Genomic DNA, 14,085 nt, shown 5'->3' with positions numbered 1-14,085 from the left:
TCCGCTTCGACCGCCAGGAGGCCCGTCACCATGGGACCTTCCTGCCCGTGCGGTCGGACTCAGTCGTGCGCGACGACGGCGACCGGCGAGATGGCGTGGTGCATCACCGCGTGCGTGATGGGGCCGATGTGGCCGCCGAAGGCGGACCGGCGGATGCGTCGGCCGACGATGACGAGGGCGGCGTCGCTCGCCGCGTGGAGAATCTGGACCGCGGCCTGGCCGATCGGGGCGCGTGGTTCGACGCGCAGGCCGGGGAACTTGTCCCGCCACGGGCTCAGCATCGCGTCCAGGGTGGTGGCGCGGCCGTGGACGATCTCGTCCAGGACATCCGGGTCGAGCGCGGGTGCGTAGCTGAGGATCGTCGGCGGGGTCCATCCGTGGACGACGATGAGCAACGCGTCGCGGTGGGCAGCTTCCTCGAAGGCGAAGGCGAGGAGCTCGTCGCAGGGCTGACGGATGTCCAGCCCGGCCACGACGGGTCCGCTGTCGCGGTCGCCGTCGGGTGGGTGGCCCGTTCCGTCGGCGGACCGCACCAGCACGACGGGGCGTTCGGTCTCGGCGATGGTCGCCGAGGCAACGGATCCGACGATGAAGCCGGCGACGATGCCGAGCCCGCGCGAGCCGATGGCCAGCAGGTCGGAGTCCTCGGCCGCGTGGGCGAGGGCCACGGAGGGCAGTCCGCCCACCCGACGTGTGGAAACATCCAGGTCAGGGTGCTCGCGACGCAGCTCGTCGGCGGTGTCCCGCAGGAGGTTCTCCGCCCAGGCGCGCTGTGTCTCGGTGGTGGTGACGGGCAGGGGTGGATGCTCCAGCCATTCCTCGACGTGGACCAGGTCCAGCCGGGCCCCTCTGAGCTCGGCGTCTCTGGCTGCCCAGCGGGCGGCTGCCGTGCTTTCCGGTGTCCCGTCAAGGCCTACGGTCACCTGGCTGGTCATGCTGATCAACTCCTTGGGTGAGCCGGTCGATCACGTCCGTCGGTCCTCAGTGCGCGATGACGGCTACGGGGGCCGCGGCGTGGTGGAGCACCGCGTGGGCCACCGGCCCCAGGTGCGCGCCCAGGGGTGAGCGGCGCAGGTGCCGGCCGACCACGACGAGGTCCGCACCCGCGGCTGCCTGGACGAGCTGATGACCGGCGGATCCCCTGAACGCGTTGTGGGTGACGCTCACCGCAGGGAACTTGTGACGCCACGGCAGCAGCATGTCGTCCAGCATCTGCGTGACACCGCGGCTGATCTCGCGTTCGCTGTCCGGGTCGAGGAAGGGCACGTACGCGTAAGCGGCGGGAAGCTTCCAGCCGTGGACGGCGCGCAGTGCGCAGCCACGGCGGTCGGCCTCTTCGAAGGCGAAGGACAGGACCCGGTCGGCGGCCTCGTGGATGTCGACGCCCACGACGATCTCGCCGAACGGAGCGGGCCCGGACTCGTCCGGTTCGTCGGTCACCCGCACCAGCGCGACCGGTGTTTCCGTCGCGACGAGCGTCGACAGGCTCACCGAGCCGATGAGGAAGCCGACCAGGCCGCCCAGGCCGCGGGAGCCGAGTACGAGCAGTCCGGCGTCGGCCGCTTCGGCGGCGAGGGCGGCGGCAGGCCTGCCGGAGAGGCACCGGGTGGTGATCTCCACTTGGGGATACCGACGGCGTACGTCCTCCAAGGCGTCGGTGAGTACTTCGTCCGCCCACCGGTCGGCCGTTTCGCGGCCGGGCCGGGGAATGAGAGGGGCATCGGGCCAGTCGACGGCATGGACGAGCCGCAACGGCACCTGCCGCAGGGCCGCTTCCCGGGCGCCCCAGCGGGCGGCCGCCCGGCTCTCGGGGGACCTGTCGACACCCACGGTCACATGGTGCTTCATCACGGTGCCTCCTCGGCGGCGCGGAAGGTTTCTCACTGGGAGCCCGGGGAGCCCGGGGAGCCCGGGGGGCCCGGCGGGGCGGAAAGGGCCGCCTCAGGCCGCCTCAGGCCGCCGCGGGGGCCTGTCCCTCCAGATCGATCCGTACGTCCACAACGCCCTCGACGGCGCGGATGGCGCGGGCCATCAGCGGCACCAGGGCGCGGTCACCGAGCGATCCGCGCAGGGTGACGACGCCGTCCTGCACTGATGCCTCCAGGTGTACCGCGGGAGCGAGCTCGGCGAGAACCGCGCCGCGGATCTCCTCCTCGATCTCCTCGTCGGGGCGCAGGAACACCTTGAGCAGATCGCTGCGGCTCACAACCCCCTCCAGCATCCCGATCTCGTTCACGACGGGCAGGCGCTTCACGTGCTTGCGGGCCATGATCCGGGCCGCCTCGGCGAGCGTGGCGTCGGGGTGCACGGTCACTGCCGGGCTGGACATCAGCTCCTCGGCCAGCACACCCCCCGCCTTGGCGGCCTCCTCCATCTGATCGGGAAGCAGGGGGTCGGCCTGCCGGAACTCCTCCTTCGGCAGCAGATCGGCCTCGGAGACCACCCCGACGACGCGGCCCTCGCCCTCCAGGACGGGGACGGCGCTGACGTTCCACTGGTGCATCAGCTCGACGATCTCCTTGTACGTGGCCTCGCGGCCGATGGCCACGGCCGTGTGGCTCATGACGTCGCTGACGGTGTACCGGGACGCGGGCATGGCACGCTCCTCACTGGTGGTGGTCAGAAGGTGCTTGTGGGTGAGGGTGCGGTCATGAGAAACCTCCTCGTGCGAGCCCACTTCCAGTATCGGATCCGGTTCCCCCGCCGGGGAGGGTCCGGCCGGCCCACGATGCGCGCCGGGAGGCTGGGAGCGGTGGGGGCGGCGCGGCGCGTGCTGCGCTCGGCGGAGAGGGCGGTGCGGGAGCCTGGGCGGGGCGTGACCGGATAGGGGTGTCGGATGGAATGGCTGGTGACGGGCGCGGGCGCGGCCCTGGTGCTGCTGATCCTGCGGGACGTGTTCCACACGCTGTGGCATCCGACGCGCCACGGCGGGTTGAGCCGACTGGTGATGACCGCGCTGTGGCGACTGTCCTCCTTCCTCAACTCCCGGCGCGCGGCAGCCGGCCTGGCCGGCCCCCTCGCCATGGTGTCCGTCGTCGCGCTGTGGGCGCTCACGGTGGCGGTGGGGTGGGCATTGATCTACTGGCCCCACATGCCCGACGCCTTCGTGTACGCGGGCGGGTTGCGGCCCGGCGAGCACGCGGGCTTGCTGGACGCGATGTACGTCTCGCTGGTCACGCTCTCCACGCTCGGCCTCGGCGACATCGCACCCGCCGAAGGGTGGCTGCGCCTCCTCGCACCCTTGGAGGCGCTGGTCGGATTCGCACTCCTGACCGCGACGGTCTCCTGGATCCTCGGCATCTATCCGGCCCTGGCCCGCCGCCGGGCGCTGGCGTTGCGGCTCTCGCACCTCTCCCGCACCCATCCTTCGAGGGCACAGGTCGACTCCCCGGCCGGGGCAGCCATGCTGGACAGCCTGGCTACAGCACTCTCTGTGGCGGCGGTCGACTTCCTCCAGTACGCGGAGTCCTATTACTTCCACGACGGCGACGACCGCACCTCCCTGGCCTGTCAGATCGGCTATGCCCTCAACATCGCCGATGAGGCTTCGAATGCCGGGCACCCGGATGTCCGGCTCGCCTCCGCGGTGTTGCGTACCGCGCTGGAGGATCTCGCCACGATCCTGGATGAGCGCTTCCTGCACACCCAGGGCCCGCCCGGGCAAGCTCTCGACGCCTTCGCCCGCGACCACGGACGGCAGTCGTACACCGGTGGCCACACCGCTCGGTGAGGCCAGGGCGCGTGGACGGTTCGCCGCTTGTCCCTCCGCACGGCTGATCTCCTCGGATTCGCGCTGGCGAGGCAGCCTGCGCGGGTAGGCGTCGGCCCGCCGTCGCCGTGCCGGCGTTGTGCCGGTCAGTCGTGGCCGAGGGCGGTGAGGGCGTTCTCCACGGCCCGGTGGAAGGTCGGGTAGGCGTAGATCATGTGGCGGAGCTGCTCGACCGGTACCTGGGCCTGTACGGCCACCGCGAGGCCGTACAGGACTTCGCCGCCCGCGGGTCCTGCGGACGTGGCGCCGACCAGCACCCCGCGCTCCGCGTCCTCCACGAGTTTGATCAGGCCCTCGTTGCCGGCCTTGTGGATCCATCCGCGTGCCGAGGACGGCAGGCGTGCGATGCCGGTGCGGACGCGCAGTCCCTGCTCGCGGGCCGCCTGTTCGGTCAGGCCGACGGAGGCGACTTCGGGGTCGGTGAAAGTGACCCTGGGCAGGGCGCGGTAGTCCGCGTCGGGGCCCGGTTCACCGAGGACGGCGCGTACGGCGATCTCGGCCTGGTACATGGCCACGTGGGTGAACATCCCGAGCCCGGTGAGGTCGCCGACGCCCCACACACCGGGCGCGGCGCGCAGCTGCCCGTCGACCGGCAGGGTGCGGGCGTCCGGGTCCAGGCCGATGGTTTCCAGGCCGAGGCCGGCGAGGTGGGGGCGGCGTCCGGTGGCCACCAGCAGCTGATGGCCGGTGACCTCCTCCCCGCTGTCCAGGGTGAGCTGGAAGGTGTCCCCGCGGTGGTGGGCGCCGGTGGCCCGGGCTCCGGTTCGTACGGTGATGCCCTCGGCCCTCAGGACGTCGGCGATCAGGGTCCCGGCTTCGGGTTCGTCCGCGGGCAGCAGCCGGTCCATGGCCTCGACGACGGTGACCACCGTGCCGAAGCGGGCGAACGCCTGGGCCAGTTCGAGGCCGATGGGGCCGCCGCCGAGCACGAGGAGCGAGGCCGGGGGTTCCTTGGCGGCGATGGCTTGGCGGTTGGTCCAGTACGGCACGTTGTCCAGGCCCGGCACGGGCGGGATCTGGGGGCGGCTGCCAGTGGCGAGCACCACCGCACGCCGGGCGGCGAACACCTGGCCGTCGGCCTCCACCCGGCCGGGTCCCGCAAGCCGCGCATGCCCGCGGACGAAGCGTCCGCCCTTGCCGGTGAAGCGGTCCACGGCCACCTGGTCGCTCCAGTCGTCCGTGGCCTCTGCACGAATCCGGGCGGCGACGGGCGTGAAATCGGCGGTGGTCTCGGCCTGCCCGGCCATGCCGGGAACGCGCCGGGCCTCGGCGAGCAGGTTGCCGGCGCGGATCATCATCTTGCTCGGGATGCAGGCCCAGTACGGGCACTCCCCGCCGACCAGCTCCGCCTCCACCCCGACGACGTCGAGCCCGGCCTCGGCCAGCCGCTCGGCGACATGCTCACCCCCCACACCCATTCCGATCACCACGACATCGGTGTCCTGCACCATGACCGGCCTCCTTCGATCAGCTGTGCCTGGGAACGGATCACTGTGTACCCGGGATGCGGGGGAACGTCTCCGGCGTTGCGCTGTCTGCGCGGCGCGAGTCTGCGGCCGACGCTTCGGACCGCTGACCGTCCCGCGAGCGAGGTGGTGGTTCGGTGAGCGCGCTTACGGTTCTCGCTCTCCCCCCGGGCCTACGTTCGACCCTGACGTCCGGTGAACAGCAGAGGTCCCAGGAGAGAGGAGCTCTTCGATGACCCAGGCACCAGCGCCGAGGCGCAAGGTGGACCGGGACGAGGTGTTCGTGGAGTTCACCAAGTCGATCTGCCCGATGTGCAAGACGCCCGTCGACGCTCAGGTCAACATCCGTGACAACAAGGTCTACCTGCGCAAACGCTGCCGCGATCACGGCGAGTTCGAGGCACTCGTGTACGGGGACGCCCCTCGACTGCCCGATCTGCTTCGCCGACTCCGGACACCAGAAGGACGGTTACTCGATCACTCACGAGCAGTGCGAGCTGATTCTCGACGCCTTCGTCGCCTCAGAGGGGGACGTGGAGGTGGTGATGTTCTCCGGCGGGGAACCCACCATCCACAAGCACATCGGCGCCACCGCGGGCCTGCGTACGGTGCGTGCCGAACGGCACGACACGGCGATGCTTCGGATGATCGACCAGATCGAGGCACGGCTGAACCTGCTGCGTACGACGTCCCTGGACAAGCTCACCGCCGCCGGTATCGACCTCGACGCCGCCCCCGTGGTCCTGGGCGCGACCCGGACGGCCGTGGCCGATGGCGTGCTCGGATACGCGCTGCTGATCGCCGAATCACACAGCGTCCGCGGGAGGCGCCTCTCCACGTAGCCGCGCCGAGAGCACTACCGCCGATCTCGGCTACCGGCGCGTAGGTAACGGCGGTCACATACCTGCCCATGCCACCGGTCCTAGCGTCAGCCGGGTAAACGGGAATCGAAAGCACGGATGGGACGATCACCATGACCACTGCAGCGCATGTATCCCCCAAGGCTGCGGCCATTCCGCTCCATGCCGCCTGGGGCGCGGCGGCCGGACTGGTCGGCGGCGTCGGAATGGGCATCTGGATGTCGGTGTCCCGGCCGATGATGGACACCGCGATGATCACGATGGTCGCCGGCCTCCTCGGCACGACCAACGCCTTCGCCGGGTGGCTCATCCACCTCTCCATCGCGCTCTTCGCCGGCATCACCTTCGGCGTACTGTTCGGGCAGTTCGCGCAGCGCCTCGCGCCCGCCGTCGTCCTCGGACTGGTCTACGGCGCCGTGTGGTGGACCGTCGGCGCTCTGTGGATCATGCCGGCCAACATGGGCATGCCCGTCTTCGAGTGGAACGACGTGAGCGCCTCCAGCCTCGGCGCCCACCTCGTCTTCGGCCTCCTGGCCGGCATCACCTTCGCGGCCATCGCCCGGATGGCGGGCAAGTCCACCGGCCGGACCGCGGGATGACACCGATACCGTCGGCGTCAACACCTGGTCCCGGCTCACCGCTCCGGGGGACTGAACCTCTCCTCGGTGCCCCGGACGACTACTGTCTGGCCAGCAGCGCGGGCGCGCTGGCCAGCCCGCCGTGGGGCGCCGCGCCCCCGCCCTGGGCACCGGGACGACGCGAGGAACCACACCACATGAACCACACCGGTGACAGCGCCGACGATGAGAAGACGTGGTGCCTCTCCGAGGTCGACATCTTCCGCGACCTGAGCGAAGCCGAGATGGACGCCATCGCCGCCGCGGCCCCGATGAAGACCTACAGCGCCGGCGAGCTGCTGTACTCACCGTCCCAGCCCTCCGAGGTGCTGTTCATCCTCAAGAAGGGCCGCGTCCGGATCTTCCGGGTGTCCGCCGAAGGCCGCGCCCTGACCTGCGCGATCATCAGCCCGGGCACGATCTTCGGCGAGATGGTGCTGCTCGGGCAGCGGATGTACGACAACTTCGCCGAGGCCCTCGACGACGTCACCGTCTGTGTGATGAGCCGCATCGACGTCCACCGCTTCCTGCTGGCCGACGCCCGGATCTCCGCACGCATCACCGAAATCCTCGGCCGGCGCCTGACCGACCTCGAACAGCGCTTGTCCGACAGCGTCTTCAAGAGCGTTCCGCAGCGCATCGCCACCACCCTGCTCACTCTCGCGGCCGAGCCCCGGCCACGGGTGCTCGGGGCTCGCAGCCCGCAGATCGCGCTGACCCATCAGCAGATCGCCGCCCTGGCCGGCACTTCCCGCGAGACGACCACCAAGGTCCTGCGTGACTTCGCCGACCAGCACCTGATCCGCCTTGCCCGGGGCCGCATCACCGTCCTGGACGCCGAACGGCTCGCAGACCACGCGGGCTGACGTCACCGAGCGGACGTCTTCGCGGCGCTGAGGCTTGACGCGGGCGACCCGGAGGGCCTCGGCTTCCTGTTCCGCCTGGTAGCGGCGGGCGTCGGCGGGCCCCCGCTCCGGGCCTGTGGGACTGCCGTCAGAGATCCGTCAAACACCCGACCAGGAGAGGCGCCATGCCCGCCCGTGAACTCGCCGAGCCCTACCCGCATGTGACGACCGATGACAGCGCCGTGGACGCCGTACGCCTGCTCGCCGAGCAGAACCTGCCGGCGCTGTTGGTCCTTGACGCCGAAGGCACCCCGTACGCGGCCGTCCCCGGCTCCCAGCTGGTGCGGCAACTGGTACCCGCATACGTGATGGAGGACCCGCTGCTCGCCCCTGTCATCGACGAACGACACGCCCAAGCGATGGCCGAGGACCTGGTCGGCAAGACGGTCGCCGAGTGGCTGCCCGCCCGTACGTTCAAGCCGCCGTACGTCGGTCCGGACGCGGGGACGATGGAGATCGCGGCCGCCATGGCCCGTACCCATGTCCCGCTGGTCGCGGTGGTCGAACGCGACGGCGCGAACAACCGGCTCGTCGGGGTGGTCTCCGCCGCGGGGCTCATGCGCCACCTGCTGGCGGCCGGCGGGCTGGTATGAGCGGCTGGCAGAGCTGGGCCGCGATCGCCGTCTTCGCCGGTGTCTACCTCCTGATCATCACCGAGTGGGTCCACCGCGTCGCCGCCGCCCTGGGCGGCGCGGGGCTGATGCTGGCCATCGGCGCCACCGACGACTTCGCCGCCTTCCACTCCGATGAGACCGGCATCGACTGGAACGTCATCTTCCTGCTGCTCGGCATGATGGTGATCGTCGGCGTGCTCAAGCGGACCGGGCTCTTCGAGTACCTGGCCATCTGGTCGGTGAAGAAGACCAAGGCTCGCCCGTTCCGGGTGATGGCCATGCTGGTCCTCATCACCGCGGTCGCCTCGGCGCTCCTGGACAACGTCACCACGGTGCTCCTGGTCGCCCCGGTCACGCTGCTGGTGTGCGACCGGCTGAAACTCCCGGCCATGCCGTTCCTGCTCGCCGAGGTGTTCGCCTCCAACGTGGGCGGCACCGCCACCCTGGTCGGAGACCCGCCCAACATCATCATCGCCAGCCGGGCCGGGCTCACCTTCAACGACTTCCTGGTCCACCTCGCCCCGCTCTGCGCGGTCCTGATAATCGTCCTGGTGCTGCTGTGCCGGGTCATGTTCGCCAAGTACTTCGTCTACGACGAGAAGCGTGCCGCCGAGATCATGGAGCTGCGCGAAAGCGGGGCGATCACAAATCCCCGGCTGCTCGCCCAGGGCCTGGGGGTACTCGCCCTGGTCGTCGCCGGTTTCGTCCTGCACCCCGTCCTGCACTACGAGCCCAGCGTCGTCGCCCTCCTCGGCGCCGGCCTGCTCGTCGCCATCTCCAAGGTCGAGACGGGCGAAGTCCTCGGCGAGGTGGAGTGGCCCACTCTCGCCTTCTTCGCGGGCCTGTTCGTCATGGTCGGCGCGCTGATCGGGACCGGCGCCATCGGCGACCTCGCCGGCTCCCTCGCGGACGCGATCGGCGGGAACGAGCTGGGCGGCTCCATGCTGCTCCTGGGCGGCTCCGCCGTGTTGTCCGGGATAGTCGACAACATCCCGTACGTCGCCACCATGGCCCCCGTCACCAGCGAGCTCGTCACCGACATGGGCGGCGACCCCGACCACGTCATGTGGTGGGCCCTGGCCCTCGGCGCGGACCTCGGCGGCAACGCCACCGCCATCGGCGCCTCCGCCAACGTCGTCGTCCTCGGCATCGCCGAACGCAACCGACAGCCCATCACCTTCTGGCAGTTCACCCGATACGGCCTCATCGTCACCGCCGCCACGATCGCCGTCTCGGCCGTCTACATGTGGCTGCGCTACTTCGCCCTCGCCTGAGAGCCCCACGCGGTGGACGGAGCGTCAGTGCCGGCGGGGCCGACCGGGATCAGACGGGGGCCGGGCCGCGGGCAGGGGGTTCGTCGCCGCCCATGTCGAGGCGGAACGGCGGGTAGGCGTCGGTCATGAGGCAGGCGTAGGCCGCCACCCGCAGCACCCAGCGGTTGAGGCCGATGACCAGGTCGAACAGATCCCGCGGGTACTTCTCGGTGAAGGCGAGCGCCACCACCGCGATGAGCACGAGGATGCCGATCAGGCCGCCGCCCCAGTAGCCGCCGCGCGGGGCGCCGGTGAAGAAGCAGATGACGAGGTAGTGGGGGATCGCCAGCAGCCACCACTTCACCAGCACGAGTCCTCTGGAGAGGCGTTCGGGGTAGGCGATGTCGAGCCGCGCCGGGTAGTCCGGTTCCGGGCCGAGGCTGAAGGGCGGGTAGCGGTCGGTGCCCAGCGCTCCGTAGGCGTAGTACGACACGCGCCACGACCAGCGAAGGACGCCGACGCTGAAGTCGAAGAGGGGGCGGGGGTACCGCTCCGTGAAGAGGATGGCGAAGAACGCGATGACACTCACGACGAGGAAGGCGATCCACAGGAAGAACAGCACGATGTAGTGCGGGATGGCCAGGATCCATTTGACGAGCCAGAGCCACCGGGACAGCGGAACGTCCAGGCGGGCCGACACGCTGACCGGATAGGCGGGGACTGGTGCGCTGGTCATACTGGTCAGCTCCTTCGGATTGCGGTGCCTGCCCCTTCCAGGGTGACCACGCAGTCCACGACACGCAGCTCGACCGCGTCGCCGCGGTCCTCGTCCCGGTGCCGTGACGGGGCCCGAGGGGGCCTTCGGCCCGCCGGTCAGTGGATTCGGTGGACCCTCTGGGTGGCCAGTTCGTACCGGGCTCCGACGACGGCCAGGTGCCCGGCGCTGATCCTGCCCGCGAGGTCGGGCTCCGCGGCGAGACGCGATCGCACCAGCCGTACGTTGGCGGTCACCGCCGCGTCGACGCGGGCATCCCCCCGCAGCCTACGGTCGATCGCGGGCCGGATCTGATCGGCCAGGTACCGCACGTGGGCGGGCAGCCGGGCGCCGTCCTCGGCGGCGTGGACGGCGGCCGCCGTACCGTCCGCGTCTCGTCGGGATGCCGTTCGTGCAGCGTCCGCCAGCGCCGATTCCCCGCCGCCAGTTTCCGCAGCGCGGACTCGGGCGTGGTCGGCCGGGTCGTCGTTCTCGTCCCCGCGCCGACGGCGATCGGGGTCGCGGGCGAACCGGCGATCAGCCCGGTTCCCACGGCGATTGCCGCAGTGAGCGTGGCCCGAACGACCCGGCGCCGCTCCGGCACCCCGTACGCCCTCTGATGTTCAGCTCGACGGTCATGTACGGACAATCTAAGACTTGATCCGTAATTCCCGAAGGAGGTACGGACTGCATCCGGTTGGCTGGTCCGGGCGCTCCGACGTGGTCACCTGGCGGTGTCTCATCCGGGGTTGCTCGGGGCCGTTCCGGAGTTCGGTGAGCAGAGGCCCGCAGTTCAGCGGACTGCCGCAGGCGCTGCATACCGGCAAGCCGGTGGTCAGAGCCTCACGCGGTTGACTCACACTGGCCGTCTTCTCGGCCGCTACCGATCGTAGCGGAACGGCCGGACAGCGAATTGCGGAACACCTCTTTTAGGTGAACGGCCCGGGATCGAGATCTACCCTGCGGCTCGGTGTGCAAGGTGACGTTCGCCGAGCTGTACTGCGTCGGCGCGCTCGGGCAGGGCGAATACGCGCAGGAAGAGCTGGGATAGCGGGCCGATGGCGAGCGCGTACGCGATGGTGCCGACGCCGGCGGTGCCGCCGAGCAGGAAACCGGCCGCGAGCACGATGAGTTCGATCCCGGTGCGCACGAGCCGTACCGACCGGCCGGTCCGGCGGTGCAGTCCGGTCATGAGGCCGTCGCGCGGCCCGGGCCCGAAGGCGGCCGCGATGTAGAGGCCCGTGGCGACGCCGTTGAGGAGGATGCCCGCCGTGAGCAGGGCCACCTGCGAGACGGCGCCGTGCATCTGCGGCAGCACGGCGAGCGTGGCGTCCATGGACAGGCCCACCGCGAAGACGTTGGACACGGTGCCCAGCCCGGGCCGCTGCCGCAGCGGCACCCACAGCAGCAGCACCAGCGCCCCGACGGCCACGGACACGGTGCCGATGCTCCACCCGATCCGCTCGGCGAGGCCCTGGTGGAAGACGTCCCACGGATCCAGCCCCAGCCCCGCGCGGACCAGGAACGCCGAGCTCGCCCCGTACAGGGCGAGTCCGACGTAGAGCTGCGACAGGCGACGGGTGACGCGGCGCGCGGGGGTGGCGGGGGTGGAGGACACCGGTGGAGCCTTTCTGGGGGCCAAAGATCGACGGACCTCACCGTGTGGCATCCCCATGAGGCCCGGACAGGGCCAATCGCAGCCAAGTGGCCTTTCCTTCGCTTCCGGGATCCCGGTGTGGTGCGGGCCGCTCCTCCCGCCGTGAGAACGGGCACATTTTTACCCCGTTTAGTCCGAATTGGTGAAACATTGTGTCCGGTCTGGCGGGATTTCGGGTTCGCGGGTGGGTTGCCAGGCGCCACAGCGATGTCAAACGCCACCGGGAGAGACATGCGACGCGCACACGGCCGGACGATCAATCTGCGGATAGCCCTGCCCCTGGCGGCCGGGGCCGCGGTTCTGGGCTTCGGCGGCCTCTACGTCACCGGCCTGGTCGTGACCGGCGACGCCGTGGCCGACGGCACCACCGTGCGCGGCGTCGACATCGGCGGCATGAGCCGTACGCAGGCCAAGGCCGCCCTGGACCGGGAGCTCGGCCCGGCCGCTGCCGCGCCGATCGAGCTCAAGATCGGCGACCGGACCGAGAAGGCGGCCCCCGCCTCCTTCGGTCTGTCCGTGGACACCGCCGCCACGGCCGAGAGCGCCACGAACACCGGGTCCGACCCCTTCACCGTGATCGGACGCCTCTTCGCTCCCGAGCGCGAGCGGGACATCGAGCCCGTGATCCGCGTGGACGGCCCCGCCGGCACCGCCGCCGTGGGCCGGCTCGCCGACGCGGCGGGCCGGGCCGCCCGCAGCGGCGCCATCACCTTCGACCGCGGCACGGCCCGGGTCACCGCTCCCGTCACCGGCGTCACCGTGCGCGCCGACCGGGCGGCGGACACCGTACGTGCCGCCTACCTGCACCCGCAGGCCGGCCCCGTCGCGCTCCCGGTGGAGCAGACGCCCCCGGCCGTGGGCCCGCGGGAGACCGCCCGGGCGCTGAAGGAGTTCGCCGAGCCCGCGATGTCCGGCCCGGTCACCCTCACCGTCGCCGGAAAGCCCCTCACCCTCTCGCCCGCCCTCCTCGGAAAGCATCTGGCGCTGGAGGACGACGGCCACGGCCGCCTCGTGCCGCGGCTCGACTCCCAGGGGCTGCTGGACGAGCCGGTGGTCGCCCGCCTGCTGGCCGCGGCCGCCCCGCGCGACGCGACGTTCCGTGTCGACGCGGCGAACCGGGCGGTCGTCGACGACGGCGGGCGCGACGGGGTGCGGGTCACGGCCAAGGCCCTCGGCGACGCCGTCCTGCCGCTGCTGACGCGCACGGGTGCCGCCCGTACCGCCGAGATCGCCGTACCGGTGGTCCAGCCGCGTCTGACGGCGGAGGAGGCCCAGCGCCTCGGCATCAAGGAGAAGGTCTCGTCCTTCACCGTCGCCTTCCCGGCCGCGCCCTACCGTAGTACCAACATCGGGCGCGCCGTGGAGCTGATCAACGGATCGGTCGTCCTGCCGGGCGAGACGTGGAGCTTCAACAAGACGGTCGGTGAACGGACGAAGGAGAACGGCTTCGTCGACGGCATCATGATCGCCGACGGCCAGTACAAGAAGTCGTCCGGCGGCGGTGTGTCGGCGGTCGCGACGACCATGTTCAACGCCATGTTCTTCGCGGGCGTCAAGCCGGTGGAGTACGGGGCCCATTCGTTCTACATCGAGCGCTACCCGGAGGGCCGCGAGGCCACGGTCGCCTGGGGCACCCTCGACCTGCGCTGGAGGAACGACTCCGGCCACGCGCTCTACGTCCGGGCCGAGTCCACCGACACCTCGGTGACCATCACCCTGCTCGGGACGAAGAAGTACGAGGAGATACGCGCCACCCAGGGCCCGCGTACGCACGTGACCCCGCCGGGGAAGCGCACGGGCGTCGCCCCGGTCTGCGAGGCGCAGACGCCGCTGGAGGGGTTCGACGTCTCCGTCGACCGCGTCTTCGTCCAGGGCGGCCAGGAGGTCAAGCGGGAGACGTTCCGGACCCACTACACCCCGCGCGACGAGGTGACCTGCGAGCCGGCCGCCCCGGAGGGCCCCGGGGCCCCGGCCGCCCCGCCCACGCGGACGCCCGCCGCCGCCTCCGGGGCGCCCCGCGCCTGACTGGGTCCCGCGCCTGACCGGGTCCGCGCCTTGCCCCCGCCGGGCAATTTCAGCCTCGCCGGCGGTTGTGGGGCGGGGTCTTGGGGGGGGCCCCCGGGCACCCCGCGCCGGCGGGCCCCCGGGGCCCCCCGGGCCCCCGCCCGACAACCCGGGGGAGCGGGAGTT

15 protein-coding genes are annotated in these 14,085 nt (G+C 71.1%); 8 read left to right on the top strand and 7 right to left on the bottom strand.

All coding sequences use genetic code 11. The features are described from left to right. Positions 1 to 59: 59 nt before the first annotated feature. The 3 genes from MTF65_RS06325 to MTF65_RS06315 all read right to left on the bottom strand — a co-directional run bounded on the left by MTF65_RS06325 (position 60) and on the right by MTF65_RS06315 (position 2,596). Positions 60 to 935 carry a universal stress protein gene (locus MTF65_RS06325; protein ID WP_243627185.1) on the bottom strand — a complete coding sequence of 292 codons (876 nt, stop codon included), beginning with the start codon at positions 933 to 935 and terminating at the stop codon, positions 60 to 62. A 46-nt stretch (positions 936 to 981) separates the two neighbouring features. Next, positions 982 to 1,848: a universal stress protein gene (locus MTF65_RS06320; protein ID WP_243627184.1), complete on the bottom strand. Its 867-nt coding sequence runs from the start codon at positions 1,846 to 1,848 to the stop codon at positions 982 to 984. A gap of 103 nt (positions 1,849 to 1,951) precedes the next feature. Further along, positions 1,952 to 2,596 carry a CBS domain-containing protein gene (locus MTF65_RS06315; protein WP_243627183.1) on the bottom strand — a complete coding sequence of 215 codons (645 nt, stop codon included), beginning with the start codon at positions 2,594 to 2,596 and terminating at the stop codon, positions 1,952 to 1,954. 240 nt (positions 2,597 to 2,836) lie between these two features. On the opposite strand from MTF65_RS06315, the gene MTF65_RS06310 reads away from it, so the two are divergent. Beyond that, positions 2,837 to 3,730, top strand: coding sequence for a potassium channel family protein (locus MTF65_RS06310; protein ID WP_243627182.1), 894 nt, complete (start codon positions 2,837 to 2,839; stop codon positions 3,728 to 3,730). A 125-nt stretch (positions 3,731 to 3,855) separates the two neighbouring features. On the opposite strand, the gene MTF65_RS06305 is transcribed toward MTF65_RS06310, so the two are convergent. Beyond that, positions 3,856 to 5,220 (bottom strand): NAD(P)/FAD-dependent oxidoreductase, encoded by a 1,365-nt coding sequence (locus MTF65_RS06305; protein ID WP_243627181.1) that lies wholly within the window; start codon positions 5,218 to 5,220, stop codon positions 3,856 to 3,858. Between the two features lie 362 nt (positions 5,221 to 5,582). Here MTF65_RS06305 and MTF65_RS06300 point away from each other — a divergent pair, with 362 nt between their 5' ends. The 5 genes from MTF65_RS06300 to MTF65_RS06280 all read left to right on the top strand — a co-directional run bounded on the left by MTF65_RS06300 (position 5,583) and on the right by MTF65_RS06280 (position 9,505). Beyond that, a complete protein-coding gene (locus MTF65_RS06300) occupies positions 5,583 to 6,077 on the top strand; it encodes a radical SAM protein (RefSeq protein WP_243627180.1) in 495 nt (164 codons plus the stop codon). A 131-nt stretch (positions 6,078 to 6,208) separates the two neighbouring features. After that, entirely contained in the window at positions 6,209 to 6,694 is a 486-nt protein-coding gene (locus tag MTF65_RS06295) for a hypothetical protein (protein ID WP_243627179.1), read from the top strand. 176 nt (positions 6,695 to 6,870) lie between these two features. Further along, on the top strand, positions 6,871 to 7,578 hold the full coding sequence (locus MTF65_RS06290) for a Crp/Fnr family transcriptional regulator (protein WP_243627178.1): 708 nt from the start codon (positions 6,871 to 6,873) through the stop codon (positions 7,576 to 7,578). A gap of 164 nt (positions 7,579 to 7,742) precedes the next feature. Then, on the top strand, positions 7,743 to 8,210 hold the full coding sequence (locus tag MTF65_RS06285) for a CBS domain-containing protein (RefSeq protein WP_243627177.1): 468 nt from the start codon (positions 7,743 to 7,745) through the stop codon (positions 8,208 to 8,210). Next, the gene (locus tag MTF65_RS06280; RefSeq protein WP_243627176.1) at positions 8,207 to 9,505 is read left to right on the top strand and encodes an SLC13 family permease; all 1,299 of its coding nucleotides are present in this window, start codon (positions 8,207 to 8,209) and stop codon (positions 9,503 to 9,505) included. The genes MTF65_RS06285 and MTF65_RS06280 overlap by 4 nt, the downstream gene beginning before the upstream one ends. A 49-nt stretch (positions 9,506 to 9,554) precedes the next feature. Here the strand turns inward: MTF65_RS06280 and MTF65_RS06275 are convergent, their stop codons facing one another. Next, positions 9,555 to 10,220, bottom strand: coding sequence for a DUF4389 domain-containing protein (locus MTF65_RS06275; protein WP_243627175.1), 666 nt, complete (start codon positions 10,218 to 10,220; stop codon positions 9,555 to 9,557). Positions 10,221 to 10,357: 137 nt separating this feature from the next. Beyond that, complete coding sequence (locus MTF65_RS30685) at positions 10,358 to 10,570, bottom strand: hypothetical protein (RefSeq protein ID WP_374207168.1); 213 nt, start codon at positions 10,568 to 10,570, stop codon at positions 10,358 to 10,360. Between MTF65_RS30685 and MTF65_RS30680 the strand changes: the two genes are divergently transcribed. Continuing rightward, the gene (locus tag MTF65_RS30680) at positions 10,571 to 10,858 is read left to right on the top strand and encodes a hypothetical protein (RefSeq protein WP_374207167.1); all 288 of its coding nucleotides are present in this window, start codon (positions 10,571 to 10,573) and stop codon (positions 10,856 to 10,858) included. Between the two features lie 335 nt (positions 10,859 to 11,193). On the opposite strand, the gene MTF65_RS06265 is transcribed toward MTF65_RS30680, so the two are convergent. Continuing rightward, positions 11,194 to 11,856, bottom strand: coding sequence for a YitT family protein (locus tag MTF65_RS06265; RefSeq protein ID WP_374207166.1), 663 nt, complete (start codon positions 11,854 to 11,856; stop codon positions 11,194 to 11,196). A gap of 270 nt (positions 11,857 to 12,126) precedes the next feature. Between MTF65_RS06265 and MTF65_RS06260 the strand changes: the two genes are divergently transcribed. Next, on the top strand, positions 12,127 to 13,920 hold the full coding sequence (locus MTF65_RS06260) for a VanW family protein (RefSeq protein WP_243627173.1): 1,794 nt from the start codon (positions 12,127 to 12,129) through the stop codon (positions 13,918 to 13,920). Positions 13,921 to 14,085 lie beyond the last annotated feature (165 nt).

The sequence above is a fragment of the Streptomyces sp. APSN-46.1 genome (assembly GCF_022815725.1).
Classification (GTDB): domain Bacteria; phylum Actinomycetota; class Actinomycetes; order Streptomycetales; family Streptomycetaceae; genus Streptomyces.
This window is presented reverse-complemented; position numbering and strand designations above follow the sequence as displayed.